Annotated in this window: 25 protein-coding genes and 1 pseudogene; 23 read left to right on the top strand and 3 right to left on the bottom strand. The window is 33.2% G+C overall.

Annotated features, from left to right (window positions below; translation table 11 throughout):
• Positions 1 to 14: 14 nt before the first annotated feature.
• The 7 genes from guaA to proC all read left to right on the top strand — a co-directional run bounded on the left by guaA (position 15) and on the right by proC (position 8838).
• Positions 15 to 1547, top strand: coding sequence for a glutamine-hydrolyzing GMP synthase (gene guaA / locus L6Q46_RS05650; protein ID WP_111565599.1), 1533 nt, complete (start codon positions 15 to 17; stop codon positions 1545 to 1547).
• Positions 1548 to 1660: 113 nt separating this feature from the next.
• Positions 1661 to 3553 (top strand): LysM peptidoglycan-binding domain-containing protein, encoded by a 1893-nt coding sequence (locus tag L6Q46_RS05645; RefSeq protein WP_291283487.1) that lies wholly within the window; start codon positions 1661 to 1663, stop codon positions 3551 to 3553.
• Positions 3553 to 3957: an OsmC family protein gene (locus tag L6Q46_RS05640; RefSeq protein WP_291283486.1), complete on the top strand. Its 405-nt coding sequence runs from the start codon at positions 3553 to 3555 to the stop codon at positions 3955 to 3957. Before L6Q46_RS05645 ends, L6Q46_RS05640 begins: the two co-directional genes overlap by 1 nt.
• A 104-nt stretch (positions 3958 to 4061) precedes the next feature.
• Positions 4062 to 4289 carry a DUF3820 family protein gene (locus L6Q46_RS05635; RefSeq protein ID WP_291283485.1) on the top strand — a complete coding sequence of 76 codons (228 nt, stop codon included), beginning with the start codon at positions 4062 to 4064 and terminating at the stop codon, positions 4287 to 4289.
• A 155-nt stretch (positions 4290 to 4444) separates the two neighbouring features.
• Entirely contained in the window at positions 4445 to 6058 is a 1614-nt protein-coding gene (locus L6Q46_RS05630; RefSeq protein ID WP_291283484.1) for a CTP synthase, read from the top strand.
• 35 nt (positions 6059 to 6093) lie between these two features.
• Positions 6094 to 7980, top strand: a complete 1887-nt coding sequence (gene yidC, locus L6Q46_RS05625; protein WP_291283483.1) for a membrane protein insertase YidC — start codon at positions 6094 to 6096, stop codon at positions 7978 to 7980.
• 57 nt (positions 7981 to 8037) lie between these two features.
• Entirely contained in the window at positions 8038 to 8838 is an 801-nt protein-coding gene (gene proC, locus L6Q46_RS05620) for a pyrroline-5-carboxylate reductase (RefSeq protein WP_291283482.1), read from the top strand.
• Between the two features lie 61 nt (positions 8839 to 8899).
• Here the strand turns inward: proC and L6Q46_RS05615 are convergent, their stop codons facing one another.
• A complete protein-coding gene (locus L6Q46_RS05615; RefSeq protein WP_291283481.1) occupies positions 8900 to 9772 on the bottom strand; it encodes a fasciclin domain-containing protein in 873 nt (290 codons plus the stop codon).
• 189 nt (positions 9773 to 9961) lie between these two features.
• Here L6Q46_RS05615 and L6Q46_RS05610 point away from each other — a divergent pair, with 189 nt between their 5' ends.
• From L6Q46_RS05610 to L6Q46_RS05585, 6 genes are all read left to right on the top strand, one after another.
• Positions 9962 to 10726: a hypothetical protein gene (locus tag L6Q46_RS05610; protein WP_291283480.1), complete on the top strand. Its 765-nt coding sequence runs from the start codon at positions 9962 to 9964 to the stop codon at positions 10724 to 10726.
• Positions 10727 to 11914 carry a tRNA 2-thiouridine(34) synthase MnmA gene (gene mnmA / locus L6Q46_RS05605; protein ID WP_291283479.1) on the top strand — a complete coding sequence of 396 codons (1188 nt, stop codon included), beginning with the start codon at positions 10727 to 10729 and terminating at the stop codon, positions 11912 to 11914. It begins immediately after the preceding gene.
• A gap of 55 nt (positions 11915 to 11969) precedes the next feature.
• Positions 11970 to 12914: a nitronate monooxygenase gene (locus L6Q46_RS05600; RefSeq protein ID WP_291283478.1), complete on the top strand. Its 945-nt coding sequence runs from the start codon at positions 11970 to 11972 to the stop codon at positions 12912 to 12914.
• 12 nt (positions 12915 to 12926) lie between these two features.
• On the top strand, positions 12927 to 13355 hold the full coding sequence (locus L6Q46_RS05595) for a hypothetical protein (protein ID WP_291283477.1): 429 nt from the start codon (positions 12927 to 12929) through the stop codon (positions 13353 to 13355).
• A 112-nt stretch (positions 13356 to 13467) separates the two neighbouring features.
• The gene (gene pafA / locus L6Q46_RS05590) at positions 13468 to 15078 is read left to right on the top strand and encodes an alkaline phosphatase PafA (protein WP_291283476.1); all 1611 of its coding nucleotides are present in this window, start codon (positions 13468 to 13470) and stop codon (positions 15076 to 15078) included.
• Positions 15079 to 15086: 8 nt separating this feature from the next.
• A complete protein-coding gene (locus L6Q46_RS05585; RefSeq protein ID WP_291138639.1) occupies positions 15087 to 15608 on the top strand; it encodes a hypothetical protein in 522 nt (173 codons plus the stop codon).
• Between the two features lie 52 nt (positions 15609 to 15660).
• Here L6Q46_RS05585 and lysA read toward each other — a convergent pair whose 3' ends face one another.
• Entirely contained in the window at positions 15661 to 16866 is a 1206-nt protein-coding gene (gene lysA, locus L6Q46_RS05580) for a diaminopimelate decarboxylase (RefSeq protein WP_291283475.1), read from the bottom strand.
• 236 nt (positions 16867 to 17102) lie between these two features.
• On the opposite strand from lysA, the gene sucC reads away from it, so the two are divergent.
• The 5 genes from sucC (at position 17103) to priA (ending at position 23357) form a co-directional block, all read left to right on the top strand.
• Positions 17103 to 18296, top strand: coding sequence for an ADP-forming succinate--CoA ligase subunit beta (gene sucC / locus L6Q46_RS05575; protein WP_026726609.1), 1194 nt, complete (start codon positions 17103 to 17105; stop codon positions 18294 to 18296).
• A 123-nt stretch (positions 18297 to 18419) separates the two neighbouring features.
• A complete protein-coding gene (gene nadC, locus L6Q46_RS05570; RefSeq protein ID WP_291283474.1) occupies positions 18420 to 19277 on the top strand; it encodes a carboxylating nicotinate-nucleotide diphosphorylase in 858 nt (285 codons plus the stop codon).
• 3 nt (positions 19278 to 19280) lie between these two features.
• Positions 19281 to 20204, top strand: a complete 924-nt coding sequence (locus L6Q46_RS05565; RefSeq protein ID WP_291283473.1) for a YihY/virulence factor BrkB family protein — start codon at positions 19281 to 19283, stop codon at positions 20202 to 20204.
• 20 nt (positions 20205 to 20224) lie between these two features.
• Positions 20225 to 20788 carry a chalcone isomerase family protein gene (locus L6Q46_RS05560; RefSeq protein WP_291283472.1) on the top strand — a complete coding sequence of 188 codons (564 nt, stop codon included), beginning with the start codon at positions 20225 to 20227 and terminating at the stop codon, positions 20786 to 20788.
• Between the two features lie 118 nt (positions 20789 to 20906).
• Positions 20907 to 23357: a primosomal protein N' gene (priA, locus tag L6Q46_RS05555; protein WP_291283471.1), complete on the top strand. Its 2451-nt coding sequence runs from the start codon at positions 20907 to 20909 to the stop codon at positions 23355 to 23357.
• On the opposite strand, the gene L6Q46_RS05550 is transcribed toward priA, so the two are convergent.
• A complete protein-coding gene (locus L6Q46_RS05550) occupies positions 23354 to 24049 on the bottom strand; it encodes a LytTR family DNA-binding domain-containing protein (RefSeq protein ID WP_111565617.1) in 696 nt (231 codons plus the stop codon). The genes priA and L6Q46_RS05550 overlap by 4 nt on opposite strands.
• Positions 24050 to 24198: 149 nt before the next feature.
• Between L6Q46_RS05550 and rpsF the strand changes: the two genes are divergently transcribed.
• From rpsF to L6Q46_RS05525, 5 genes and pseudogenes are all read left to right on the top strand, one after another.
• Positions 24199 to 24540, top strand: a complete 342-nt coding sequence (gene rpsF / locus L6Q46_RS05545; RefSeq protein WP_166235845.1) for a 30S ribosomal protein S6 — start codon at positions 24199 to 24201, stop codon at positions 24538 to 24540.
• A 2-nt stretch (positions 24541 to 24542) separates the two neighbouring features.
• Positions 24543 to 24839, top strand: coding sequence for a 30S ribosomal protein S18 (rpsR, locus tag L6Q46_RS05540; protein ID WP_008253655.1), 297 nt, complete (start codon positions 24543 to 24545; stop codon positions 24837 to 24839).
• A 64-nt stretch (positions 24840 to 24903) separates the two neighbouring features.
• Positions 24904 to 25347 (top strand): 50S ribosomal protein L9, encoded by a 444-nt coding sequence (gene rplI, locus L6Q46_RS05535; protein ID WP_026726602.1) that lies wholly within the window; start codon positions 24904 to 24906, stop codon positions 25345 to 25347.
• A gap of 60 nt (positions 25348 to 25407) precedes the next feature.
• The gene (locus L6Q46_RS05530) at positions 25408 to 25881 is read left to right on the top strand and encodes a DUF6495 family protein (RefSeq protein WP_264549539.1); all 474 of its coding nucleotides are present in this window, start codon (positions 25408 to 25410) and stop codon (positions 25879 to 25881) included.
• Positions 25882 to 25883: 2 nt separating this feature from the next.
• Positions 25884 to 26576 (top strand): annotated as a pseudogene (locus L6Q46_RS05525) (NAD-dependent DNA ligase LigA); the annotation flags it as partial.

Genomic DNA, 26576 nt, shown 5'->3' with positions numbered 1-26576 from the left:
ACAACAACAATAAAATGCAACACAACGTATTAATTTTAGATTTCGGTTCGCAATACACCCAATTAATTGCCCGAAGAGTAAGAGAATTAAATATTTTCTGCGAGATTTTTCCATTCGATAAAATTCCAGCAGATTTATCATCATACAAAGCCGTAATCTTGGGCGGAAGTCCATGTTCGGTTCGTTCTGAAGAAGCACTTCACCCAGATTTATCTCAAATTAGAGGTAAAATGCCATTGTTAGCCGTTTGTTACGGAGCACAATATTTGGCGCATTTTTCAGGTGGAGAAGTTGCAGCTTCTAACACAAGAGAATATGGTAGAGCGAATCTTTCGTACATCAAAGAAAACGAAGTGTTTTTAGAAGGTGTTTCTGAAAACAGTCAAGTTTGGATGTCACATTCTGATTCAATCAAAAAACTTCCGACTAATGGAGTAATGATTGCTAGTACTAAAGACGTAGAAAACGCAGCATACAAAATCGAGGGAGAAACCACTTATGCGATTCAATTTCACCCAGAAGTATACCATTCAACAGATGGAAAACAAATGTTGGAAAACTTCTTAGTGAAAATTGCTCAAGTGCCACAAAATTTTACACCAAACGCTTTCGTAGAGGAAGTAGTTGCCGAAATGAAAGCTAAAATCGGAAACGATAAAGTAGTTTTAGGACTTTCGGGTGGTGTAGATTCAACTGTAGCAGCAGTTTTATTGAATAAAGCAATCGGTGAAAACTTATATTGTATTTTCGTAAATAACGGATTATTACGTAAAAACGAATTCCAAAATGTACTAAATCAGTACAAAGGAATGGGCTTAAATGTAAAAGGAGTTGATGCTTCGGCACGCTTTTTGGATGCGTTAGCTGGGTTAGATGATCCAGAAGCAAAACGTAAAGCTATTGGAAAAGCGTTCATTGAAGTTTTTGATGATGAAGCACACCAATTAACCGATGTAAAATGGTTAGGGCAAGGTACGATTTATCCAGATGTTATTGAATCAGTTTCAGCAACAGGTGGACCTTCGGCAACAATTAAATCGCATCATAATGTAGGTGGATTGCCTGATTTTATGAAATTACAAGTGGTTGAACCTTTACGAATGTTATTCAAAGATGAAGTTCGTAGAGTAGGAAGAAGTTTAGGAATCGACGAAGAATTATTAGGTCGTCATCCATTCCCGGGACCAGGATTAGCGATTCGTATTTTAGGCGATATTACACCAGAAAAAGTAGCTATTTTACAAGAAGTAGATGCGGTTTTTATCAACGGATTAAAAGAACACGGATTATATGATAAAGTATGGCAAGCAGGAGCGATTTTGTTACCAGTAAATAGTGTAGGTGTAATGGGCGATGAACGTACTTACGAAAAAGTAGTAGCGTTACGTGCAGTAGAATCGACAGATGGAATGACGGCTGATTGGGTACATTTACCGTATGAGTTTTTAATGAAGATTTCTAATGAAATTATAAATAACGTTAGAGGTGTAAACCGAGTGGTGTATGACATCAGTTCGAAACCGCCTGCAACGATAGAATGGGAATAAAATAAATTTTTCAAATTCAACATATAAATTTCAATAGCAATTATTTTTATTCTATTTTTACGATATAAATTGCTATTGAAATTTTTGTTTAGTATTGTTTTTAAATTAAGATTATGATAAAAAGAGTTGTTTTTCTTTTCAGTTTGATTTTTCTTTTCGGTTTACCGGCTCAATCTCAGATTAAGCATGTGGTAGCTAAAGGAGAAACCGTTTTTCAAATCGCAAAAAAATACGAGGTAACGCCTTTTGATATTTACCGATTAAATCCAGATGCGAAAAATGGCGTTCAGGAAAACACTACTTTATTAATTCCAAAAGCAACTTCAGGTAAAGGTGTTATTCACGTTGTTGGAGAAAAAGAAACACTTTTCGGAATTTCCAAAAAATACAATATTTCAGTTGCTGATTTAGAAGCTTGGAACAAAGCTACTCTTCAAAACGGCTTGAAGAAAGGACAAGAAATTTTTGTTTCAAAACCATCTGCTGCCGATTTAAAATCGGTTCCAACGCCTTTTGTTTCAAAACCTAAAGCGGTTTCAAATGCAACGACTCACTTAGTGGAAGCTAAAGAAACTAAATACGGAATTGCAACTAAATACGGCTTAACAGTTACCGAATTAGAACAATTAAATCCACAAATCGTTGGTGGTTTAAATGTTGGACAAACCGTTGTTTTAAAGCCAGGAGTTCAGGTTAAAAAAACTACAAATGTAACTTTGGTTGATTATGAAGTGCAACCAAAAGAAACACTTTATAGTTTATCCAAGAAATTCGATATCGCTCAAGCAGATTTAATTACGCTAAATCCTGATTTACAAGATGGTTTGAAAATCGGAATGATTTTAAAAGTGCCTTCAAATGGAACAGGAACTTTTGTTTCAAAAGCTAAAGATTCGGTTTTAGTGGCTAAAAACAAAGTGAATTTAATTACTTCGGTAGATAAATCGCAACAAAAAAACATGGTGTTGTTATTGCCTTTCAATTTAACTAAAATCGAGACAGATTCGGTTAAAACCAAAACAGAGCAATTAAAAACGAATAAATTCTTAAACCTTACTTTAGATTTTTACGCAGGAGCTCAAATGGCGATTGATTCGGCAAAAGTGTTAGGATTGCCAGTAAATGTTAAAGTTTACGATGTAGAAAGCACGAAATATTCATCGAATGTAGCTTCAATTATTTCTAAAAATAATTTTGAAAATGTTGATGTTGTAGTTGGACCATTTCAAAACACTGTAGTGGAAACCACGGCGCAATTGTTAGCAAAATACAATGTTCCCGTGATTTCTCCACTGTCGAAAGAGCGTGGTTTGCCAATGGATAATTTATATTATTCCATTCCGTCAGAAGATTTGTTGAAAGCTTCGATGTTTAATTATTTCAAAGCAAAAAATGGAAATGTTGTAGCAATTATCAGTTCAAAGAAAACGACTTCAAAAGAATATATTTCAGCTAATCATCCAGAAGTAAAACATGCTGCTTTTAATGATAAAGGCGCTTTAGATGTGGCACTTTTGAAAACACAATTGGTAAAAGGACAAAAGAATTTTGTTTTGATGGAAATTGAAAAAGCCAGTACCATTTTGAATATTACCAATATTTTAAAAGGATTGCAAAAAGAATACGATATTCAATTAGCGGTTTTCGAATTGTATGATGCGTTGAATTTTGAGGAAATTCCAATGAAAAATTTAACGGATTTGAAATTGTTATTCCCATCTACAACAAAAGTGGCGGAAACTCCAGAAGAAAAGATTTTTGAGAAACAATTCAAGAAAATCAACAATATTTATCCGAATGCTGCAGCTAAAAAAGGTTTTGATGTAACTTTTGATGCGATGTTGCGTATTTGCCAACCAGAAGGTTTTGTGAAATCAGCAGCAACAACCAAAACAGAATATATTGAAAACGCGTTTGATTATAGTTCAAACAACGGAATGATTACCAACAACGCAACGTATTTATTGTATTACGACAGCGATTTAACGATTAAACAAGCACAATAATGGCGACTTCAAAAGTGACATATTTAGGTGATTTACGCACCTCTTCGATACATTTACAATCGGGTTCTGAAATTATTTCAGATGCACCGCTAGACAACAACGGAAAAGGAGAAGCTTTTTCTCCAACCGACACCGTAGCCAACGGATTAGCTAGTTGCATGTTCACCGTTATGGGAATCAAAGCACGTGATTTAGAAGTAGATTTTTCAGGTTCCACAGCAGAAGTAACCAAAATCATGGGAACTGAACCAAGAAGAATTACCGAAATTCACGTAACTTTTCATTTCTCCATTAATCCCGACGAAAAAACAAAAACTATCTTGGAAAGAACAGCAATGACTTGCCCAGTTTTTTATAGTTTGCATCCAGATATTAAAAAGGAGATTGTTTTTAATTGGAAGTAAATAGATAATAGAACAAAGATTAAAGATTAAAGATTAAAGAGAAAAGAAAGTAGACCATTTTAAAAAGTCTTTCTTCTTTTCTCTTTCTTCTATCCTCTCAAAAAATGGCCAACCAAGAACTTCTCGTAAAACTTGCTCACACTAAAATGCCATTTGGCAAATACGAAGGCTATTACTTAATCGACCTTCCGGAGTATTATGTGGTTTGGTATGCCAATAAAGGTTTCCCAAAAGGACAATTAGGCGAACAATTAAAATTGGTCCACGAACTCAAGCTAAACGGCTTAGAAGAACTCGTTAGAAACATCCGCAGAAACTTTCCAAAAAAGTGATTTTTGAAGTCATAAATTGGTCTTTATTAACTTTGTGTAAATCGGTATAAAATTTCTAAATTCTAATTTCTGAATTCTAATTTTATAACCTATCTTTGCACGATTTTATTACAGATAAAAGATATTTATCGCAACAACAACACAACAACAACACAATGAACCAAACTAAGTACATTTTTGTTACCGGAGGTGTGACTTCTTCTTTAGGAAAAGGAATTATCGCAGCTTCGTTAGCCAAATTATTGCAAGCCAGAGGATACCGAACGACCATTCAAAAGTTTGATCCATACATCAACGTCGACCCAGGAACATTAAATCCTTACGAACACGGAGAATGTTATGTAACAGACGATGGAGCCGAAACGGATTTGGATTTAGGTCACTATGAGCGTTTTTTAAATGTTCCTACTTCTCAAGCGAACAATGTAACAACAGGAAGAGTTTATCTTTCAGTTATTGAAAAAGAGCGTAGAGGAGAATTTTTAGGAAAAACGGTTCAGGTGGTGCCTCATATTACAAACGAAATCAAGGAACGCATGCAGTTGCTTGGAAAATCGGGTGATTATGATATTGTAATTACTGAGATTGGTGGAACTGTTGGAGATATTGAATCATTACCTTACATCGAGTCAGTTCGTCAATTGATTTGGGAATTAGGTGAAAATAATGGAATCGTTGTTCATTTAACGTTAGTGCCGTATTTGGCTGCTGCAGGAGAATTGAAAACGAAACCAACGCAACATTCGGTTAAAACCTTAATGGAAAGCGGAATAAAAGCGGATATTTTAGTGTGTCGTACGGAACACGAATTGTCGCAAGATTTGCGTCAGAAGTTAGCGTTGTTCTGTAATGTAAAAAAAGAAGCGGTAATTCAATCGATTGATGCCTCAACTATTTATGAAGTTCCAAATTTAATGTTGGAAGAAGGATTGGATAGAGTAGCGTTGAAGAAATTAGATTTGCCAGAAAAAAATACGCCAGATTTAAACAACTGGAACGAGTTCTTATTTAGATTGAAAAATCCAAAGCACGAAGTAAACATTGGTTTGGTTGGAAAATATGTAGAATTACAAGATTCTTACAAATCGATTTTAGAAGCGTTTATTCATGCTGGAGCGGCAAATGAGACAAAAGTAAATGTCATTTCGATTCATTCTGAGTATTTAGATGCCAATTCGGCAGAAAATCAGTTGAAAGATTTAGATGGTATACTTGTTGCACCAGGTTTTGGCGGTCGCGGAATTGAAGGTAAAATTGACACCGTTCGTTATGCAAGAGAAAATAACATTCCGTTTTTCGGAATTTGTTTGGGAATGCAAATGGCAGTAATTGAATATTCGCGTAATATTTTAGGTTATGCGGATGCGAATTCAACCGAAATGAATGAAAGTACTGCTCATCCTGTAATTAACTTAATGGAAGAGCAAAAAAATATTGAAAACAAAGGAGGAACTATGCGTTTGGGCGCATGGAAATGTAGCATAAAAGAAAATACGTTGGCACAAAAAATCTATGGTAAAACTGAGATTATGGAGCGTCACCGTCACCGTTACGAATTCAATGGTGCGTATTTAAACGAATTAGAGAAAGCAGGATTAGTAGCTTCGGGAGTAAATCCAGATACGAAGTTGGTAGAAATTGTTGAAATTCCAACACATCCTTTCTTTATCGGCGTTCAATACCATCCTGAATATAAAAGTACAGTCGCTAATCCACACCCACTTTTTGTGAGTTTTGTAGCCGCAGCTGTACAACACAAGAATAAATAAACTGTTCAATTAAGAACACCGAACACTAATATTAGATGGAAGAAAAAAAATTAGACCTTAATTCGATTATCGGATTTGTATTGATTTCTGGAATTTTGATTTGGATGCTATATTCAAATGCTCCAACACCAGAAGAATTAAAGGAAAAAGAGAAAAAAGAGCAATTAGACAAACAAGCCAAAGAAGTTAAAACGGTAACTTCTACCGTTGCCGCAACTCCAGTAGCAGATTCTACTAAAAATGCTGTAGCTCAAGCACAATTAGGTTCGTTTGGATATTCTGCAACACTTCCATCAGCAACTGATGCAGTTACCGAAATTAAAAATGAAGTTTTATCGCTTAAAATTTCTAATAAAGGTGGATATATCGTTGATGCAACTGTTTTAGGATTTGATCAATTTGAGAAAAATTCGAAAAAAGCAGTTCAAATCATTAAAGATAAAAACGCTTCTTTAGATATCGCTTTAAATACTACAGACAACAGAACGTTACATACAAAAGACATGTATTTTGAGCCTAAGTTAACTACTGAAGGTAAAAATCAAGTTTTAACGTTGCAATTAAAAGCAGGTCCTGACCAGTTTTTAGAATACCGTTATGTGTTGAAGCCTAACGAATATATGTTAGATTTTGCTATCCGTTCTCAAGGTTTAGAAAAAGTAGTTAATACTTCAAAACCATTAGATTTAGAATGGCAATTAAAATCATACAGAAACGAGAAAAGTGTTTCTTATGAAAACCGTTACACTGAGTTAGTTTTTGAATATGAAGATGGAAAAGACGATTATTTAAACGCGGCTAAAGATTCTGAAGATGAAGCTAATGACGTTTCTTACATCGCTTTCAAACAGCATTTATTTACTTCTATTTTATTAACAGATACGAAGTTCAAAACAGCTAAATTCAAATCAGATAATTTAGTGGATGATGAAAAAGTTGACACCGTTTTTACTAAAAATTTCACAGCTCAAGTTCCTTTAGAATTTAAAAATGGCGCTTTAAACTATAATATGAATTGGTATTATGGTCCAGCGAAATATGAAATTTTAAATGATTACGATAGAAATCTTGACGAAATCATGCCATTAGGTTGGGGAATTTTCGGATGGATCAACCGTTATATTTTCATTCCAGTTTTCGGATTTATTTCAGCATTAGGAATTGGTTACGGAATTGCGATTGTTTTGTTTACGATTTTAGTTCGTATTGTAATGTCGCCAGTTACTTATAAATCCTACTTGTCTCAAGCAAAAATGAAGGTTTTACGTCCTGAAATTGCAGAATTGAATGAAAAATTCAAAGACAATCCAATGAAGAAACAACAAGAAACGATGAAGTTGTATTCTAAAGCCGGAGTAAATCCTATGGCAGGATGTTTACCAGCGTTGATGCAAATGCCGATTTTCTATGCGTTGTTTCAGTTCTTTCCATCGATGTTCGATTTAAGACAAAAATCATTCTTATGGGCAGACGATTTGTCTTCTTATGATAGCATTTATCAATTGCCTTTCCATATTCCATTTTATGGAAGTCACGTGAGTTTATTCCCAATCTTAGCTTCAATTGCAATTTTCTTCTATATGAAAATGACAACAGGTGATCAAGCGATGAGCACTCCGCCACAAGAAGGTATGCCAGATATGGGTAAAATCATGAAAATTATGATTTACATTTCGCCTGTAATGATGTTATTCTTCTTTAATAATTATGCGTCTGGATTGAGTTTGTATTACTTCATTTCTAACTTAATTACTATCGGAATTATGTTAGTTATTAAAAACTACATCGTGAAAGAAGACAAAATTCACGCTCAAATTCAAGAGAATAAGACAAAAGAGAAAAAGGAAAGTAAATTCCAGAAAAAAATGCGTGAAATGATGGAGCAAGCAGAAGCTCAGAAAGCCGCACAAAAGAAAAAATAATTTTATCTTAATACAAACCCTGTCTGCAAATGACAGGGTTTCTTTTTTATAAGAGTAATGAAAATAGCGATTATCGGATTTGGTAATATGGGACAAACCTATGCCAACAGTTTTATGAGTTCAGGATTTGTCGGAGCTTCAGATATTTTAATTTTGAATAAAACCAAAATTGAAGAAAAGGACAGTTTTGGAATTGATGCAACAAATTTTTACACAGAACCAAATCCCAAAATCTTTGAGTCAGATATTTTAATTTTAGCGGTGAAACCTCAGGATTTTAAACAATTAGCATCTGAAATAAAAGGGTTTTTAAATCCGGAACACGTTGTATTGTCGGTAATGGCTGGAATTTCAATTGAGGCAATGCAAAAGGAATTAGGAGTTATGAAAATTGTACGTTCTATGCCAAATATTCCAACGCAAATAGGAGAAGGAATGACTGTTTTTTGCGCTTCAAGTTTAGTAGATAGAAAAGAACTTTTCATTGTTCAGAATTTAATCAATACAACAGGAAAATCGATTTATATCGAAAGAGAAGAAATGCTAAATGCAGCCACAGCCGTATCGGGAAGTGGACCTGCTTATGTGTTTTATTTCATGCAAGCAATGATTGAATCAGCTGTTAAATTAGGTTTTTCAGCGTCTGAAGCTGAGTTTTTGGTAAGTCAAACTTTTTCAGGTTCGGTACAGTTACAAAACAGGAGTAAATTATCAAACGAAGATTGGATTCAACGAGTAGCTTCAAAAGGAGGTACTACAGAAGCTGCTTTATGTGTTTTTAATCAAAAAGAACTTCAAAAAATTGTAATAGTAGGTATAGAAGCCGCAAATACAAGAGCCATAGAATTAGGGTCATAAAAAAAACGCTTTCCATTGGAAAGCGTTTTTTGTTCATAGCAATTTTATTTATCGAAACGAATTAATCTAAATTTGGTAATAAAACTTTGTTTACAGCATGTATTACACCATTTGAAGCTTGTACGTCTGTTGCAACAATATTTGTAGTTCTGTTTTGTTCATCTGTAATTACTGTTCCAGAAATTGTAAAAGTTCCTGTTTCAAAAGTGGTAATTGGACCTGATGGAATTGCATTAGATAAAACATTGGCACCAGCAACAACATGATAGGTTAATACCGCTGTTTTTTGTGTTGATGTTAATCCACTATATAAATTTAATGTAGCAGTATCAAATGCACTGTTTAATGGAGCAAATACGGTAAAAGGTGAACTTGCAGTTCCGTCTAAAGTTCCAACTAATTCTTGCTGAGTTAATAATGAAGCCAAGGTGCTAAAATTTGGATTAGCAGTGGCATGTGTTACAATTGTAGGTAAACCAATAACAGCATCAACAACATGAATAACTCCATTATTAGCTGTAATATCAGCTGTTGTAACACTAGAAACTCCATTTAATCTAACGCCAGATTCTGTGTTGATGAACATACTTAAAGTGTTAGTTGATGAAGCACCACCTTTTGCTAAAGTTTTAACATAACCAGTGGTTAAACCTGTTGATAAATTTGTTCCACTCACTACATGGTTTAATAATACTTGTGTTAATGTTGGTAGAGGAACATCATCTAAAGATTCAAATCCATTAGCATCTAAAAAATCTAAAAATGCATCATTTGTTGGGGCAAAAACGGTATACGATCCTGCTTGATCAAGTGTTTCAGCCAAATCAGCACGACTTAAAGCATCAACAAGAATTGAAAAGTTTGGATTTCCTGATGCTATATCAGTTATCGAATTGTTCTGTGGTGCGCTATCATCATCAGAACATGAAAACATTAACGTAGAACTATTTTTTGTTTAATCAAAATTAAAAAAGATTAAACAAATAAAAAACTATTTTGCTGCGTTATATAGCAGATTTAACTCACATTTATTTTTTGTTTAATCAGTATTTGGTCTAATATTTGATTTTTTCAATAGTTACTATGTGATTAAAAATTAATAAATTAAACAATAATTAAAAAAATGAAGCAATTATTTCTTGTTATTTTATTTTTAGGAACTTTTGTTGCTAATGCTCAGGATAAAATTAATCAATTAGACGATAAAGGGAACCGTCATGGTTTATGGAGAGGAACTCACAAAGAGTCTAATCGTGTTCGATATGAAGGTACTTTCGATCATGGAAAAGAAACGGGTATATTTAAGTATTTTGATGATACAAAAGCAGGAACTGTTATTGCTACTAGAGATTTTTCTAAAGGTGATGGTTCGTGTTATGCGGTTTTTTATGATCAAAAAGGAAATAAAGTAAGTGAAGGGAAATTGGTAAACAAACTTCCTGAAGGTGAATGGAAATATTATCATTTTGAATCGAAACAATTGATGTCGCAAGAATATTATAAAGATGGAAAACTTGATGGTATTCGAAAAGTATTTTATAAAGATGGAACTATTGCTGAAGAAACCAATTACAAATTAGGTATTAAAGCAGGAGCTTCTAAAACCTATTCAGAGAAAGGACAATTGATAGATTCTCATATCTATAAAAATAATCAATATGATGGAGTTGCTTCCTACTATGATGGATTGGGTAACAAAATGTATGAAGGAAATTATGTAAACGGAAAGCGTGTAGGAACCTGGAAGTTTTTCGAAAAAAATAAAGTAATCAAACAAGTTAAAGCCGCTAAATTTGGTCAAGAATTGATAAAATATGAGCAAAGAAATGCCAAAGAAGCATCCAAAACATTGGAACAATTAAAAGAAGAAAAAGGAGGACAAGAATAAATGAAAAGAGTTGTAGTAGGACTTTCGGGTGGAGTAGACTCGAGTGTTGCCGCTTATTTGTTAAAAGAGCAAGGATACGAAGTTATTGGGCTATTCATGAAGAATTGGCATGATGATTCTGTTACGATTTCAAATGAATGTCCGTGGTTAGAAGATAGTAATGATGCACTTTTAGTTGCTGAAAAATTAGGAATTCCTTTTCAAACGGTTGATTTATCAGAACAATACAAAGAGAAAATCGTTGATTATATGTTTAACGAATACGAAAAAGGAAGAACTCCAAATCCTGACGTATTATGTAACCGTGAAATCAAATTCGATGTCTTCATGAAAATCGCCATGTCTCTGGGTGCTGATTATGTGGCAACCGGACATTATTGCAGAAAAGGTACAATTGAAAAAGATGGAAAAGAAGTTTTTCAATTGTTAGCAGGAAAAGATGGCAATAAAGATCAATCGTATTTTTTATGTCAACTATCACAAGACCAACTTTCGAAAGCGTTATTTCCAATAGGTGAATTAACCAAACCAGAAGTTCGTGAAATTGCATCTAAATTAGATTTAATTACAGCCGAAAAGAAAGATTCGCAAGGGCTTTGTTTCATCGGAAAAGTGCGCTTGCCTGAATTTTTACAACAAAAATTACAGCCTAAAGAAGGTGTAATTATTGAAATTCCAGCGGAAGCCGAAATATATCATCAAGAAAAACCTCAATTCAATTCGGAAGAAGAAGCTTTTGCTTTTGAATCGAGAAGAATTGATTATTTAAAAGTACCAGGAAAAGTAATGGGCAAACATCAAGGAGCACATTATTTTACAAAAGGACAACGCAAAGGTTTAAATGTTGGAGGAACAAAAGAACCGCTTTTCATTATTGAAACCGATGTAGAAAAGAATATCGTATACACTGGACAAGGAAATCAACATCCTGGATTGTTCAAAAAAGCATTGTTTATTGCAAATGATGAAATTCACTGGATTAGAGAAGATTTGGCTTTGAAAGAGGGTGAAAATATGGAAGTAATGGCTAGAATTCGCTATCGTCAACCTTTACAAAAGGCAACTTTACATCAATTCAAAAATGGCATGTATGTAGTGTTTGAAAATCCGCAATCCGCAATCACAGAAGGACAATTCGTAGCTTGGCATTTGAATGATGAAATTTTAGGAAGTGGTGTTATTGCATAACCTTTGGAAATCCGAACAAAAAAAGTAAATTGCATTAAAATAAAGCATTTTTAAAATGAATAAAATTACCCAACTCTTTAATATAAAATACCCAATTATCCAAGGCGGAATGATTTGGAACAGTGGTTACAAATTAGCAAGTGCCGTAAGTAACGCAGGTGGTTTAGGATTAATTGGTGCTGGTTCTATGTATCCAGAAGTGCTTAGAGAACACATCCAAAAATGCAAAAAAGCTACTGATAAACCTTTTGGAGTAAATGTTCCAATGTTATATCCTAACATTGAAGAAATTATGCAAATTCTGAAAGAAGAAGGCGTGAAAATCGTTTTTACTTCGGCAGGAAATCCAAAAACATGGACTCCGTTTCTAAAAGAAAATGGCATAACAGTTGTGCATGTTGTAAGTAGTTCTAAATTCGCACTAAAAGCACAAGAAGCAGGAGTAGATGCTGTGGTTGCAGAAGGTTTTGAAGCCGGCGGACACAACGGAAGAGAGGAAACGACAACGTTAACCTTAATTCCAATGGTGCGCGAACAAATTTCAATTCCATTAATTGCTGCAGGGGGAATAGCAACAGGTAGAGGAATGTTAGCCGCTATGACTTTAGGTGCCGATGGTGTGCAAATGGGAAGTCGTTTTGCTGCTTCAACCGAAAGTTCGGCGCATGATGAATTCAAAAGAACGATTGTAGAAACGGGTGAAGGTGATACACAATTAACTTTGAAAGAATTGGCTCCCGTTCGTTTAATCAAAAATAAATTTTATAACGATGTTCAGGAATTATATGCTAAATGTCCATCAAAGGAAGATTTAGAAACATTATTAGGAAAACGAAGAGCAAAAAGAGGTATGTTTGAGGGAGATTTAGTGGAAGGCGAATTAGAAATTGGTCAGATTGCGGGATTGATTCATGATATTTTACCTGTTGAAACTATTGTTGATAATATCATTACCGAATTTAACATTGCTAAAAAAGAGGTAACTACCTTTGAATTTTAATATAACAACGAAATGAAGAGTTTAAAATACATACTATTGTTTTTGTTTTTTGCATCGGCTACATCTTATGCTCAAAAATTTAATTTCAAAACTTCTGGATATATGGTAAGCCAGAAAGACAAAAAAGGAAATTGGGGAGAATGGTCAAAATTACAAAAATCAGAAATGACGGTACTTTTGGACATGGAAAGTCACAGAATTGTGGTTTATTCAGAAATACTTCAGTTGTTTTCTATTATGAAATATGGAAATCAAGAAACAATTGGAGATGATGATGTGGTTAAATTTAATTGTGTGGATAACAATGGAGTAGAATGCGTTTTGGCTATTTACACTAGAAAAAAACAAGGAGGTAGAAATCAATTGTATATCACTTATGAAGATATGATTATTGCTTACAATATGACAGTTCTTGAAGATAAGCCTGCAAAGAAGAAATAATTATAAACTATATTTAAAATGACTTTTTATTGAACACAATAGAAAGTCATTTTTTTATTTATTAACATTCCATTTACATCAAAAACGTACTTTTGTATAAAATAGTTTTAAAATGAAAAAAGCTTTAGCTGTATCAGCATTACTTGTTTCTTCCCTACTTTCAGCACAAGAAAAACCTAAGTTAGTAGTAGGAATTGTAGTAGACCAAATGAAAATGGAATACTTATATCGTTTCTCAAACGACTTTTCCGAAAATGGTTTCAAGCGATTAATGAAAGAAGGTTACACGTTTCATAACACGCATTACAATTACATGCCAACTTACACCGCTCCTGGACACGCTTCTATCTATACAGGAACTACACCTGCAGTTCACGGAATTGTCGGAAATGAATGGTTCAATAAAGCTACAGGAAAAGAAATGTATTGTACCGATGACGAAACGGTTTCAACTATTGGTGATGATTCAAAAAAAGAAGGAAAAATGTCGCCAAGAAACTTACAAAGTTCTACTATTACAGATGAATTGAAGTTGTCAACCAATTTCAAAGGAAAAGTTATCGGAATGAGTATTAAAGATAGAGGTGCGATTTTGCCTGCGGGACATTTTGCGGATTGGGCTTTTTGGTACAGCAAAACAGGAGCGTTTATTTCGAGTACCTATTACGGAGAAAAACTTCCAGATTGGGCAACGCAATTCAATGCTGAGAAAAATTATTTGAAATACGTAAATAAAGGTTGGGATTTACTAAAACCGAAAGAAACGTATAACGAAAGCTTAACCGATAACAATCCATACGAAGGAAAATTGTATAAAAAAGCACCGTTTATGCCATACAATTTGCAAGATATGTATGATGCCAACGATGCAGGAATTCTCCGTTCAACACCATTCGGAAATAATTTATTAGCTGATTTTGCTAAAAAAGCCATTGAAAGCGAAAACTTAGGAAAAGACAACATTACCGATTTTTTAGCTGTAAGTTTTTCTTCAACAGATTATATCGGACACGTTTTAGGACCACGTTCGATTGAATTACAAGACACCTATTTGCGTTTGGATGAAACGATTGCTGATTTCTTAACTTACTTAGACAAAACGGTTGGGAAAGGAAATTACTTAGTTTTCTTAACTGCCGATCACGCTGGAGCTGAGAATGTAACGTATTTGAAAGACAATAAATACAAAGTAGATAACATCAATTACAAAAACATCCAGAAAGACTTAAAAGAGTTTTCGGAAACTACTTTTGGAGAAAACTTAGTATTAGATTACTCGAATTATAACCTGTTTTTCGATAAAGCGAAAATAAAAGCTAAAGGCTTAAACTTACAAGATGTAAAACAAACCTTCAAAGATTATTTACAAAAACAAGACTACATCAAACGAGTTTATACCGAAGAAGAAATCACCAACGGAAATCCAAGTGATTATTATTTAGATTTCATCACAAAAGGATACGACCCAACACAAAACGGAGAACTAATCATGATTTTCAAACCAGGTTATGTAGAATATTCTTCAACAGGAACAACTCATGGTTCGCCATATTCTTATGATACACATGTTCCACTAATTTTCTTTGGTTGGAACATCAAAAAAGGACAAACTCACGACAGAAAGGAAATCACACAAATAGCGCCAACGGTTACCCAAATGCTAAAAATAACTATGCCTAATAGTTCTAATGGTAAAGTGTTGTTGGAGGTTTTAGATAAGTAAATTTATTTATGAATAATTTTATTAGACTTCTATTTTCATCGTTTTTGTCATTTTTATTTATTGGATGTGAAAATTCAAATAATAACATTTTAGATTCTGATTTAGAGAAAGAGTTTAGGACAGCTATTGCTAATACAAATGCTGAAGAATTTAAATATTTAGACGATGGCTTAGTTCCGCAAGAAAACTTTTTTATAAATTCAAAACTAAAATTTTTAAAAATTAGATTTAATCCAGAAGCAGGTTTTTCAGAAAGAAGAGTTTATTTTGATTTAAAGACTGATTCGATTGAAAAAATAGTTTTGAGAAAAGTACAAGCTGATTGGGATAGTTTTAAAGATGGAGATTATCATAAATTTAATGATTCTATTTTTGTTGTTTATCCTAAAATGAAAAAAACAGATGTTTATTTTGATAATAAAAAGGTGAAATCACTCAATTCAAAAGCTATTTTATTAAAAGAAGAAAAGTTCATCTACAGATTAAAGAAATTTACAGAAAGTCAGTATAATAAAAAAGCATCAAACTAAAATTTGATGCTTTTTTATTTGTGTTCATTCGTGTAATTCGTGTAATTCGTGTTTACACCTCAATCATCACTTGATTTCTCAAAATATCATCAAACGTTTCGCGTTCTCTGATTAAGTGTCCTTTTCCGTCTTTCCATAACACTTCGGCTGGTTTTAGTCGTGAGTTGTAGTTAGATGCCATTGAAAAGCAATATGCACCTGCATTTCGGAAACACAAAATATCACCTTCGTGAATTTCAGTAATTCTTCGGTTGCTTGCAAAAGTGTCAGTTTCGCAGATATAACCTACTACCGAGTAGTAACGTTCTTTTCCTTTCGGATTGGAAATATTTTCTATATGATGTTGCGCTCCATATAGCATCGGACGAATCAAATGATTGAATCCTGAGTCAATTCCTGCAAAAACGGTTGAAGTGGTTTGTTTTACTACGTTTACTTTCGCTAAGAAATAGCCAGCTTCACTCACCAAGAATTTTCCGGGTTCAAAAGCCAAGGTTAATGGACGACCATATTCTTTTTCGAAAGCTAAAAAACGTTTCGTTAATTTTCTTCCAAATTCTTCTACATTGGTTTCAATATCTCCTTTTTTGTAAGGCACTTTAAATCCACTTCCAAAATCAATAAAATCTAATTCTGGAAAATTTTTAGCCGTTTCGAATAAGATTTCGGCTGCATATAAAAATACTTCTACATCTAAAATATCCGAACCCGTATGCATGTGGATTCCATTGATATGCATTTTTGTGTTTTCAATAATTCTCAAAATATGCGGTAATTGATGAATCGAAATTCCAAATTTACTATCAATATGTCCTACAGAAATATTCGCATTTCCACCTGCCATCACATGTGGATTAATTCGAATACAAACCGGAACATTCGGATGTTTTGTTCCAAATTGCTCCAATATTGATAAATTGTCAATGTTAATTTGAACACCAAGTTGCGCTACTTCTTCAATTTCTTCCATCGAAACGCCATTTGGTGTGTATATGATATCTTTTGGGTCGACATCAGCATGTAATCCCAATTGCACTTCTTGTAAAGAAACCGTATCTAATCCAGAACCTAAACTTTTTAAGTATTTCAAAACAGATACATTCGATAAAGCTTTAACGGCATAATGCACCTTAAAACGTTCTACTTTGCTAAATGCATTTTGTAATCGGTTGTATTGAAAGGCAATTTTTTCCGCATCATAAACATATAACGGACTTCCAAATTCTGTTGCTAATTGTTGTAATACTTCTGGTTTCATTTTGAATTAATTTGATGCAAAAGTAAATCAATATTTAAAAGATACAATTTTTAAAACAATTATTAACAAAATATAACAAAATGTTTTATTTGTAACATTTGTATTTTTTTGGAGTTGCAGTTTTAATAAGATTATGTATATCAAATTCCCAAATTAAACGAAAAAAAGTTAGTCCATTAAAAATTACTTTGCTATTTTTGTGGCACTTTTTTAAACAAGATAAACGCATAACAATTATGAACATACACGAATATCAGGGTAAAGAAATCCTAGCTAGTTATGGAGTACGTGTTCAACGTGGTATTGTTGCAAACAATCCAGTTGAGGCGGTAGCTGCAGCAAAACAATTAACTGCTGAAACAGGTACAAGTTGGTACGTAGTAAAAGCACAAATCCATGCTGGAGGTAGAGGAAAAGGTGGGGGAGTTAAGTTAGCTAAAAACTTAGACCAAGTAACTGAAATTTCTGAACAAATCATCGGAATGCAGTTAATTACACCACAAACTCCACCAGAAGGAAAAACAGTTCACAAAGTATTAATTGCTGAGGACGTTTATTATCCAGGTGAAAGCGAAACTTCTGAATTCTATGTTTCTGTATTATTAAACAGAGCTACAGGACGTAATATGATTATGTATTCTACAGAAGGTGGAATGGATATCGAAGAAGTTGCTGAGCACACACCACATTTAATTTTTACAGAAGAAATCGATCCTGCTTACGGATTACAAGGTTTCCAAGCTAGAAAAATTGCTTTCAATTTAGGTTTATCTGGTGAGGCTTTTAAAGAAATGGTGAAATTTATCGATGCTTTATACAAAGCGTATATCGGTTCTGATTCTTCAATGTTTGAGATCAACCCAGTATTAAAAACATCTGACAATAAAATCTTAGCAGTTGATGCTAAAGTAAATATCGACGATAACGCTTTATTCAGACAAGCAAAATATGCTGAAATGAGAGACGTTAGAGAAGAAAACCCAATCGAAGTAGAAGCTAAAGAAGTAGGATTAAACTACGTTGACTTAGATGGAACTGTAGGTTGTATGGTAAACGGAGCTGGTTTAGCAATGGCTACTATGGACTTAATTAAGTATGCAGGTTTTGAGCCAGCTAACTTCTTAGACGTAGGTGGAACTGCTGATGCGAAACGTGTGGAAACTGCTTTCCGTATCATCTTAAAAGATCCAAACGTAAAAGCTATTTTAATTAACATTTTTGGTGGAATCGTTCGTTGTGACCGTGTTGCTCAAGGTGTTGTTGACGCTTACAAAAATATGGGTGACGCTATTAAAGTGCCAATCATCGTTCGTTTACAAGGAACAAATGCAGAAATTGCTAAAGAATTAATCGATAATTCAGGTATGCCAATTTTATCTGCAGTACAATTCCAAGAAGCTGCTGACCAAGTAAAAGCAGCTTTATCTTAATCGAATTTTAAATTCAATCATAAAGAAACTCTCAGATTTATCTGGGAGTTTTTTGTTTTTTACGAGCTCAATATTTTTTAAACTTCAAAGGATTTCTTACATTAGCAATTCAATTTACAAAACATGATTTCAGAAGCGCAATTTCAAAAAGAAATAGATTTAATTATTAGCAATGCCATTCGTGAAGATGTCGGAGATGGCGACCACAGTTCGTTGGCTTGTATTCCAGCTTCAGCGCAAGGAAAAGCGAAGTTGTTAGTTAAAGATGAGGGAGTTATTGCAGGTGTTGAATTTGCTAAAATGATTTTTCATTATGTAGATAAAGACATGAAAGTGGAAACCTTTATCAATGATGGAGAAAGAGTGAAATATGGTGATGTTGTTTTTCATGTTTTAGGAAGTTCGCAATCTATTTTAAAAGCGGAGCGTTTGGTATTGAATTCAATGCAACGTATGAGCGCCATCGCAACGAAAACCAAAATGTTTGTTAATTTATTAGAAGGAACAAATACTAAAGTTTTAGATACAAGAAAAACCACACCAGGAATTCGTGCCATAGAAAAATGGGCGGTGAAAATTGGTGGTGGTGAAAATCATCGTTTTGCTTTGTATGATATGATTATGTTGAAAGACAATCACAACGATTTTGCCGGTGGAATTCCACAAGCGATTGCAAAAACAAAGCAATATTTGATTGATAATAACAAAGATTTAAAAATCATTGTCGAAGCTAGAAATTTAGACGAAGTGCAACAAATTTTAGAAGCTGGCGGCGTTTATCGAATTCTATTAGATAATTTCGATTATGAAACGACTAAGAAAGCAGTAGGTATGATTGGAAATCAATGTTTGACAGAATCTTCAGGAAATATCAATGAAAAAACCATTCGTCATTACGCTGAGTGTGGTGTGAATTATATTTCTTCTGGAGCTTTAACACATTCGGTTTATAATTTGGACTTAAGTTTAAAAGCGATATAGATTATGTCGGAAGAAATAGAAAATAAACTCAATAAAATTCCTGTTGTAAAGCAATTGGTTGCAATTACCAAAGCCATAAAGTTAAAATCTTTAGAAGGATTGTCGCTTTATGATATTTTGGAGCTTTATGTGTTGGGAATTTTCAAAGGCGCTTTTTCATACAGAGCGAGTGCTATTGCGTTTAGTTTCTTCATGGCATTATTTCCGTTTGCTTTATTTATTCTGAATTTAATTCCGTTTATCCCTTTAGAAAATTTCCAAGCCGATTTTTTAGAGTTTGTAGAAAATGGTGTTCCGCCTAATACTTACGAAGCTATTGAAGCCATTTTGAAAGATATTATGGGAACAAGTCATCAAGGGTTGCTTTCATCAGGTTTTATTCTTTCTATTTTGTTGATGACTAACGGAATCAATGCCATTTTAGGCGGATTTGAAATGTCGGCACATATTACCATTACAAGAGGTTTTTTTAGACAATACTTTATTTCATTGGCAATTTCTTTAGTGTTATCGATGATTTTATTGATAACAGTTGCTGCTATTGTAATTGCTGAGGTAATGATTCAAAAGATTAATATTAGAGGTTATGTAGCAGATGTTTCGGTTATTGAATGGAGTCGATATGGATTCATTCTTTTAATGATTTTAATAACAACTTCTGTATTGTATAAGTTTGCTACAAAAGAAACTTCAAGTATGGCATTTATTAGTTATGGTGCTGTTTTTACAACCATTTTAATCGTGATTTCTTCGTATGTTTTCGGAATTTACGTAACTAAATTTGCTAAGTACAACGAGCTATATGGTTCAATTGGTACACTTCTTGTACTAATGTTCTATATTTGGATAAACTGCATGGTTTTATTATTAGGTTTTGAACTAAATGCAACTATTTCAAAATTGAAAAGAAAAAATTTATATATTTAACAAAACTAAAAAATCGAATTATGAAAAAACAAGTTATTACTTTTTTAATGTTGATTGCAACTGTGTTTACAGTAAATGCACAAAAAACAGTATCAGGAGTTAAAGTTGATGCAAAGTTAAATTTAGAGGGTCAATCTTTAGTTTTAAATGGCGCTGGAACTCGTGTTAAGATGTTTATGGATATGTACGTTGGTGCTTTGTATTTAGAGAAAAAGAGTACTAATGCTTCTGAAATTATGAACAGTAAAGAAGGAGCTGCCATTAAATTAAACATCGTTTCAGGTTTGATTACTTCTGATAAAATGATTTCAGCTATTAATGAAGGTTTTGAGAATTCTACTGGAAAGAAAACAGCTCCATTAAAAGCAAAAATTGATAAGTTTAAAAGTTTCTTTAAAGAAGAAATTAAAAAAGGAGATGTTTTCATTATTATGAATGTACCTGCTGAAGGAATTGTGGTTTACAAAAACGGAACTAAAAAAGGAAGTATAGAAGGTCACGATTTCAAAAGAGCTATGTTTGGTATTTGGTTATGCGACAAACCAGCGGATAAAGACTTAAAAGATGAAATGTTAGGAAAATAATTCCAACTAGATATAGAAAAGTAAGCGTTCTCAATCGAGGACGCTTTTTTTATTGTAGTTGTTCATCTTTTTTCTTTTCTCTTTTTTCTTTTCTCTTTTTTAAAACTATATTTGTTCTATGCTGTATTTTATCGAAGTCGTTTTACCATTAGCCGTTTCTAAAACCTTTACCTATCAGGTTTCAGAAGCGGAATTTCACTACATTCAAATTGGAATGCGAGTGGCGGTTCCTTTTGGAAAAACTAAGATTTATACGGCTTTGGTGTTAGATAAAACGAATACACCGCCACATTTATATGAAGCTAAAGAAATTCATCAAATTTTAGATGAAAAGCCAGTTGTGAATTCACACCAAATCGAACATTGGAAATGGATTGCTTCTTATTATATGTGTTCGCTAGGTGAAGTATTTCGAAGTGCCTTGCCTTCTGGATATATTTTGGAAAGTGAAACCATTATTTCAGCTAAAGAAAATTCCGAAATCGATTCGAATGAACTTAAAGATGATGAGTATCTAATTTTAGAAGCTTTAAAAAGTCAATCTTCAATTACGGTTCAAGATGTAATTAAAATTTTAGGAAAGAAAACCGTTTTTCCTATTATTAATCGATTATTGGCGAAAGGCGCTTTAGTGTTGCAGGAAGAAATTTCGGAGCAATACAAACCAAAATTAGTTCGTTATATCAAATTGCAAGAAGAATTTCTACAACAAGAAAGATTGGCAGAGTTGTTAGAAGTGTTGTCCAAAGCAAAAAAACAACGCGAATTGGTTTTGCATTATTTCCAACTACAAGCTCGCGAAAAAGCACCAATTTCAGTAAAAAAACTAATTGAAACTTCTGGAAGTTCTGCTGCAATTGTAAAATCTTTGATAGATAAAACGATTTTCGAAGAATATTACATTGCTCAAGATAGAGTTGCTTTCGATAAAGAAGATGACAGTCAATTCACTTTAAGTGAAGCCCAACAACTAGCTTTCGATAGCATTCAAGAAAGTTTCAAAACGTTCGATGTGAATTTATTACACGGTGTTACAGCTTCTGGCAAAACCGAAATTTACATCAAACTTTTAGAACAATATATTAAAGAAGGAAAGCAAGTTTTATTTTTATTGCCAGAAATTGCTTTAACCACTCAATTAGTGCAACGATTAACTGCTTATTTCGGAAATGAAGTTGCCGTTTTTCATTCAAAATATACAAATAACGAACGCATTGAAGTTTGGAATCAAGTCTTAGAAAATTCACCAAAAGCTAAAGTGGTTATTGGTGTTCGAAGTGCTTTGTTCCTCCCGTTTTCAAATCTAGGGTGTATTATTGTAGATGAAGAACACGAACAAACGTTCAAACAACACGATCCAGCGCCAAGATATCATGCTCGCGATGCGGCTATAGTTTTAGCTAAACAACATGGAGCAAAAGTAGTTTTGGGAAGCGCGACTCCGTCTTTGGAAACCTATTATAATGTGCAATCCAATAAATACGGTTTAACCGAATTGAAAGTGCGCTACGGAAATGTAGTATTGCCTGAAATTAAGCTAGTCGATTTGAAAGACAAATATTTCAGAAAGAAAATGTCGGGGCATTTTTCTGATGAATTATTAGAGGAAATTACAGAAACCTTATCAAAAGGTGAGCAAGTTATTTTATTTCAAAACCGTAGAGGATTTTCGCCTTATGTAGAATGCATGACGTGTGGTCATGTGCCGCATTGTCCAAGTTGCGATGTGAGTTTGACGTATTACAAATTCAAAAATCAATTGCGCTGTCATTATTGCGGTCATTCGATTGCGAATCCTACTCATTGTCATAGTTGTCAGTCGGTTGATGTTACTTCGAAAGGTTTCGGTACCGAACAAATTGAAATGGAATTGAAAAACCTTTTTCCAGAGAAAAATATCGGAAGAATGGATCAAGACACGACTCGAGGAAAATTTGGTTTCGAGAAAATTATAGATTCCTTCAAAAATAGAGAAATTGATGTTTTGGTAGGAACACAAATGCTAGCCAAAGGTTTGGATTTTGATAATGTAACTTTAGTTGGAATTTTAAACGCTGATAATTTATTGAATCAACCTAATTTCAGAGCCTACGAAAGAGCGTATCAAATGATGATGCAAGTTTCGGGTAGGGCAGGACGTTCAGAGAAAAAAGGAAAAGTAGTTATTCAAACTTATAATCCGTATCACAATACCATTCAGCAAGTTTTGGGTAATGATTATGCAGGAATGTATAAAGAGCAAATTTACGAACGCCAGAACTTTAAATATCCGCCTTTCTTTAGATTAGTTAAACTTACAATGAAACATCGCGATTTTGATAAATTGAAAGATGGTTCGATGTGGTTATATAATGTATTGTTCCAAAATTTAGATATGCCAGTTTTAGGTCCAGAAGAACCAGCGATTAATAGAATTCGAAATGAATATATTCGAACGATTATGGTTAAGATTCCAATTCAGAAACATTTGGGCAATACCAAAAAAAATATTGCGAAAGTGCTTATGAGTTTTGAAGCAGTTCCGCAATATCGTGCTATTAAGGTAAAAGTAGATGTCGATGTATATTAAGCGTTTTCGATAGCTTTTACAATTTCTTCTTTCTTGTTACGGCTTAATGGTATTTTTGTATTTCCAATTTCAGCAAACTTACTATTGAATTTTTCTACTCGGTCTAAATTGATAATATACGATTTGTGTACACGTATGAATTTACCTTCTGGAAGTTCTTTTTCAAAACCTTTCATAGTTGATAGTACCAAATGACTTTCATCATCGGTAACCACTTTGATGTAATCGCCGTAGGCTTCAATCCATTTAATTTTAGAAACATACACTTTAAGTTTCTTTAAATTACTTTTGATAACGATACTTTCGCCATGTTCCTCATGATTTTCGTAACGCAAAGCGTGAAGTTCAGTAGCTTTTTTAACTGCTTTATTGAAACGTTCTTTAGAAATAGGTTTTTGAAGAAAATCAGTTGCTTCATAATCAAAAGCTTTAACAGCATAGTCTGCTTTTGAAGTAATGAATATAATTTGTGGTTTTGTTTTTAGTCCGTCTAATAAGTCGAATCCGTTAATTAACGGCATTTCAATATCAAGGAATATAAGGTCGATTGTATTATTGTTGATACAATTCTTTGCCTCAAGAGCATTGGCAAAATCTCCTACTAAGTTTAATAATGTTGATTCGTTAACAAGTTTTGTGATGGTAATTCTTTGAATAGCACTATCATCTACAACGATACAATTCAACTTCATGGGCATATATTTTTATAGTTTGTTAAAAGTAGAACAATTATTACAAATACACAAGTTTTTTTAATAAAAATTAATAATGTGTTATACTTGTTATTTCAAATAAAAGTATTATTTTTGCACCCAATTTTATAACAATAAATATAAAGATTATGAATCATTATGAAACTGTTTTCATCTTGAATCCCGTTTTATCTGAACAACAGGTAAAGGAAACAGTAAGCAAGTTTGAAGATTTTCTTACTTCTAAAGGGTCTGAGATGGTATCGAAAGAAGATTGGGGCTTAAAAAAATTAGCTTACGAAATTCAACACAAGAAAAGTGGATTTTACCACCTATTCGAATTCAAAGCGCCAGCTGAAATCATTATTGCATTTGAAACTGAATTCCGTCGTGACGAGCGTGTTATGCGTTTCTTAACTGTGTCTTTAGACAAACATGCAATTTCTTGGGCAGAAAGAAGAAGAGCAAAATTAAAATCTAAAACAAACTAATCATGTCTACATTAGAGCAATCTGCAAAAGGGAAAAAAGACGGAGATATCAGATATCTTACGCCTTTAAACATAGATACAAACAAAACTAAAAAATACTGTCGTTTCAAAAAATCAGGTATCAAATATATCGATTATAAAGACGCAGACTTTTTATTGAAATTTGTTAACGAGCAAGGTAAAATTTTACCAAGACGTTTAACAGGTACTTCATTAAAATACCAAAGAAAAGTTTCTGTAGCTGTTAAAAGAGCTCGTCACTTAGCTTTAATGCCATACGTGGCCGATTTATTAAAATAATAATTTAACAAATAGTTGTTGCTTCGCCATTGGTGAGCTAACTTCTAATTAAAAGGACAACAACATGGAACTTATCTTAAAACAAGACGTTCAAAATTTAGGATTTAAAGATGATGTAGTAACTGTGAAAAACGGATACGGACGTAACTTCTTAATTCCTCAAGGTTTTGCTATTTTAGCTACACCTTCTGCTAAAAAAGTTTTAGCTGAAAACTTAAAGCAAAAAGCGCACAAAGAAGCTAAAATCGTTGCAGATGCAAAATCTTTAGCTGAAGCTTTAAAAGCTTTAGAAATTAAAATTACTGCTAAAGCAGGTGGTGATAAATTGTTTGGTTCAGTTACTAGCGCTAACATCGTGGAAGCATTAGAAGCTAACGGTCATTCAATTGAGAAAAAATTCATCACTAGCGGTGTTGTAAAACGTGTAGGTAAATATACTGCATCAGTTAGATTACACAGAGATGTTATCGTTGAGTTACCATACGAAATCGTAGGTGAAAAAGCATAATTTTTCTTAAAATATAAATTAGCTCCGATTTTATCGGGGCTTTTTTTTTATCTTTACTTTATGAAATACGCAAGATTAACTAAAGAACAATTAGAAGAATTACATCCAGAATTCATTACTTTTTTAGCTACACAATCAATTGATAAAAAGGAATGGGATGAAATTAAGCAAAACAAACCACACATTGCCGAACAGGAAATTGACGTTTTCTCTGATATGATTTGGGAAAAAGCGTTGACGAATGTTACGCACATTGATCATTTTTCTAAAAACTACATTTTTCTTTTTAAATGTATGCAAAATGCAGTTTTTTCTTTCGTAATAAAAACCAATAATCCACAAATTGACTTTGTTTCTGCCGATGGAATTCATTGGTTATCTGAAAACTTATTTTCTGATGATGTAGAAATTACAAGAGGCAAGAAAGATTTATCAGAAAACAGAAATGAATCGTTGTTTGAAATTATCAAGCAAGGCGGAATCATCAGCAAAGGAGAATTGTTTACCAAATTAGACAGCTTAATCAATCAGTAAATATGAACGTTTTAGATACTATTAAGAATTTAAGAGACGAATTAAATCAGCATAATTACAATTATTATGTTTTAGATAAACCTACCATTTCTGATTTTGAATTTGATCAAAAGCTAAAACAATTACAAGATTTAGAAGCTCAACATCCAGAGTTTTTCGATGAAAATTCGCCCACTCAAAGAGTAGGAGGAATGGTTACTAAGAATTTCGAAACGGTGAAGCATGAATATCGCATGTATTCGTTGGATAATTCTTATTCCATAGAAGATTTACAAGATTGGGAAACCCGAATTCAAAAGGTTTTAGGCGATGTTCCATTAGAATATACTTGCGAATTAAAATACGATGGTGCATCAATAAGTATTTCGTATGAAAATGGTCGTTTAGTGCGTGCAGTTACGCGTGGCGATGGTTTTCAGGGCGATGATGTGACCAACAATATCAAAACTATTAAAGCGGTTCCCATTCATTTAAAAGGAGATTTTCCTGAGAAATTTGACATTCGTGGAGAAATCATTCTTCCGTTTGCTGGATTTGAAAAAATGAATCAAGAATTAATTGAAATTGGTGAAACTCCCTATTCAAACCCAAGAAACACCGCTTCGGGAAGTTTAAAATTACAAGACAGTGCCGAAGTTGCAAAGCGACCATTAGATTGTTTGTTATACTTTGTAATTGGAAATAACTTACCTTTC

The organism is Flavobacterium sp., from assembly GCF_023151265.1.
Classification (GTDB): domain Bacteria; phylum Bacteroidota; class Bacteroidia; order Flavobacteriales; family Flavobacteriaceae; genus Flavobacterium.
This window is presented reverse-complemented; position numbering and strand designations above follow the sequence as displayed.

Excerpts from the sequence above, each read along its gene's own strand:
- guaA (WP_111565599.1), top strand. The coding sequence starts at position 15 with ATGCAACACAACGTATTAATTTTAGATTTCGGTTCGCAATACACCCAA.
- L6Q46_RS05645 (WP_291283487.1), top strand. The coding sequence starts at position 1,661 with ATGATAAAAAGAGTTGTTTTTCTTTTCAGTTTGATTTTTCTTTTCGGT.
- L6Q46_RS05640 (WP_291283486.1), top strand. The coding sequence starts at position 3,553 with ATGGCGACTTCAAAAGTGACATATTTAGGTGATTTACGCACCTCTTCG.
- L6Q46_RS05635 (WP_291283485.1), top strand. The coding sequence starts at position 4,062 with ATGGCCAACCAAGAACTTCTCGTAAAACTTGCTCACACTAAAATGCCA.
- L6Q46_RS05630 (WP_291283484.1), top strand. The coding sequence starts at position 4,445 with ATGAACCAAACTAAGTACATTTTTGTTACCGGAGGTGTGACTTCTTCT.
- yidC (WP_291283483.1), top strand. The coding sequence starts at position 6,094 with ATGGAAGAAAAAAAATTAGACCTTAATTCGATTATCGGATTTGTATTG.
- proC (WP_291283482.1), top strand. The coding sequence starts at position 8,038 with ATGAAAATAGCGATTATCGGATTTGGTAATATGGGACAAACCTATGCC.
- L6Q46_RS05615 (WP_291283481.1), bottom strand. The coding sequence starts at position 9,772 with ATGTTTTCATGTTCTGATGATGATAGCGCACCACAGAACAATTCGATA.
- L6Q46_RS05610 (WP_291283480.1), top strand. The coding sequence starts at position 9,962 with ATGAAGCAATTATTTCTTGTTATTTTATTTTTAGGAACTTTTGTTGCT.
- mnmA (WP_291283479.1), top strand. The coding sequence starts at position 10,727 with ATGAAAAGAGTTGTAGTAGGACTTTCGGGTGGAGTAGACTCGAGTGTT.
- L6Q46_RS05600 (WP_291283478.1), top strand. The coding sequence starts at position 11,970 with ATGAATAAAATTACCCAACTCTTTAATATAAAATACCCAATTATCCAA.
- L6Q46_RS05595 (WP_291283477.1), top strand. The coding sequence starts at position 12,927 with ATGAAGAGTTTAAAATACATACTATTGTTTTTGTTTTTTGCATCGGCT.
- pafA (WP_291283476.1), top strand. The coding sequence starts at position 13,468 with ATGAAAAAAGCTTTAGCTGTATCAGCATTACTTGTTTCTTCCCTACTT.
- L6Q46_RS05585 (WP_291138639.1), top strand. The coding sequence starts at position 15,087 with ATGAATAATTTTATTAGACTTCTATTTTCATCGTTTTTGTCATTTTTA.
- lysA (WP_291283475.1), bottom strand. The coding sequence starts at position 16,866 with ATGAAACCAGAAGTATTACAACAATTAGCAACAGAATTTGGAAGTCCG.
- sucC (WP_026726609.1), top strand. The coding sequence starts at position 17,103 with ATGAACATACACGAATATCAGGGTAAAGAAATCCTAGCTAGTTATGGA.
- nadC (WP_291283474.1), top strand. The coding sequence starts at position 18,420 with ATGATTTCAGAAGCGCAATTTCAAAAAGAAATAGATTTAATTATTAGC.
- L6Q46_RS05565 (WP_291283473.1), top strand. The coding sequence starts at position 19,281 with ATGTCGGAAGAAATAGAAAATAAACTCAATAAAATTCCTGTTGTAAAG.
- L6Q46_RS05560 (WP_291283472.1), top strand. The coding sequence starts at position 20,225 with ATGAAAAAACAAGTTATTACTTTTTTAATGTTGATTGCAACTGTGTTT.
- priA (WP_291283471.1), top strand. The coding sequence starts at position 20,907 with ATGCTGTATTTTATCGAAGTCGTTTTACCATTAGCCGTTTCTAAAACC.
- L6Q46_RS05550 (WP_111565617.1), bottom strand. The coding sequence starts at position 24,049 with ATGAAGTTGAATTGTATCGTTGTAGATGATAGTGCTATTCAAAGAATT.
- rpsF (WP_166235845.1), top strand. The coding sequence starts at position 24,199 with ATGAATCATTATGAAACTGTTTTCATCTTGAATCCCGTTTTATCTGAA.
- rpsR (WP_008253655.1), top strand. The coding sequence starts at position 24,543 with ATGTCTACATTAGAGCAATCTGCAAAAGGGAAAAAAGACGGAGATATC.
- rplI (WP_026726602.1), top strand. The coding sequence starts at position 24,904 with ATGGAACTTATCTTAAAACAAGACGTTCAAAATTTAGGATTTAAAGAT.
- L6Q46_RS05530 (WP_264549539.1), top strand. The coding sequence starts at position 25,408 with ATGAAATACGCAAGATTAACTAAAGAACAATTAGAAGAATTACATCCA.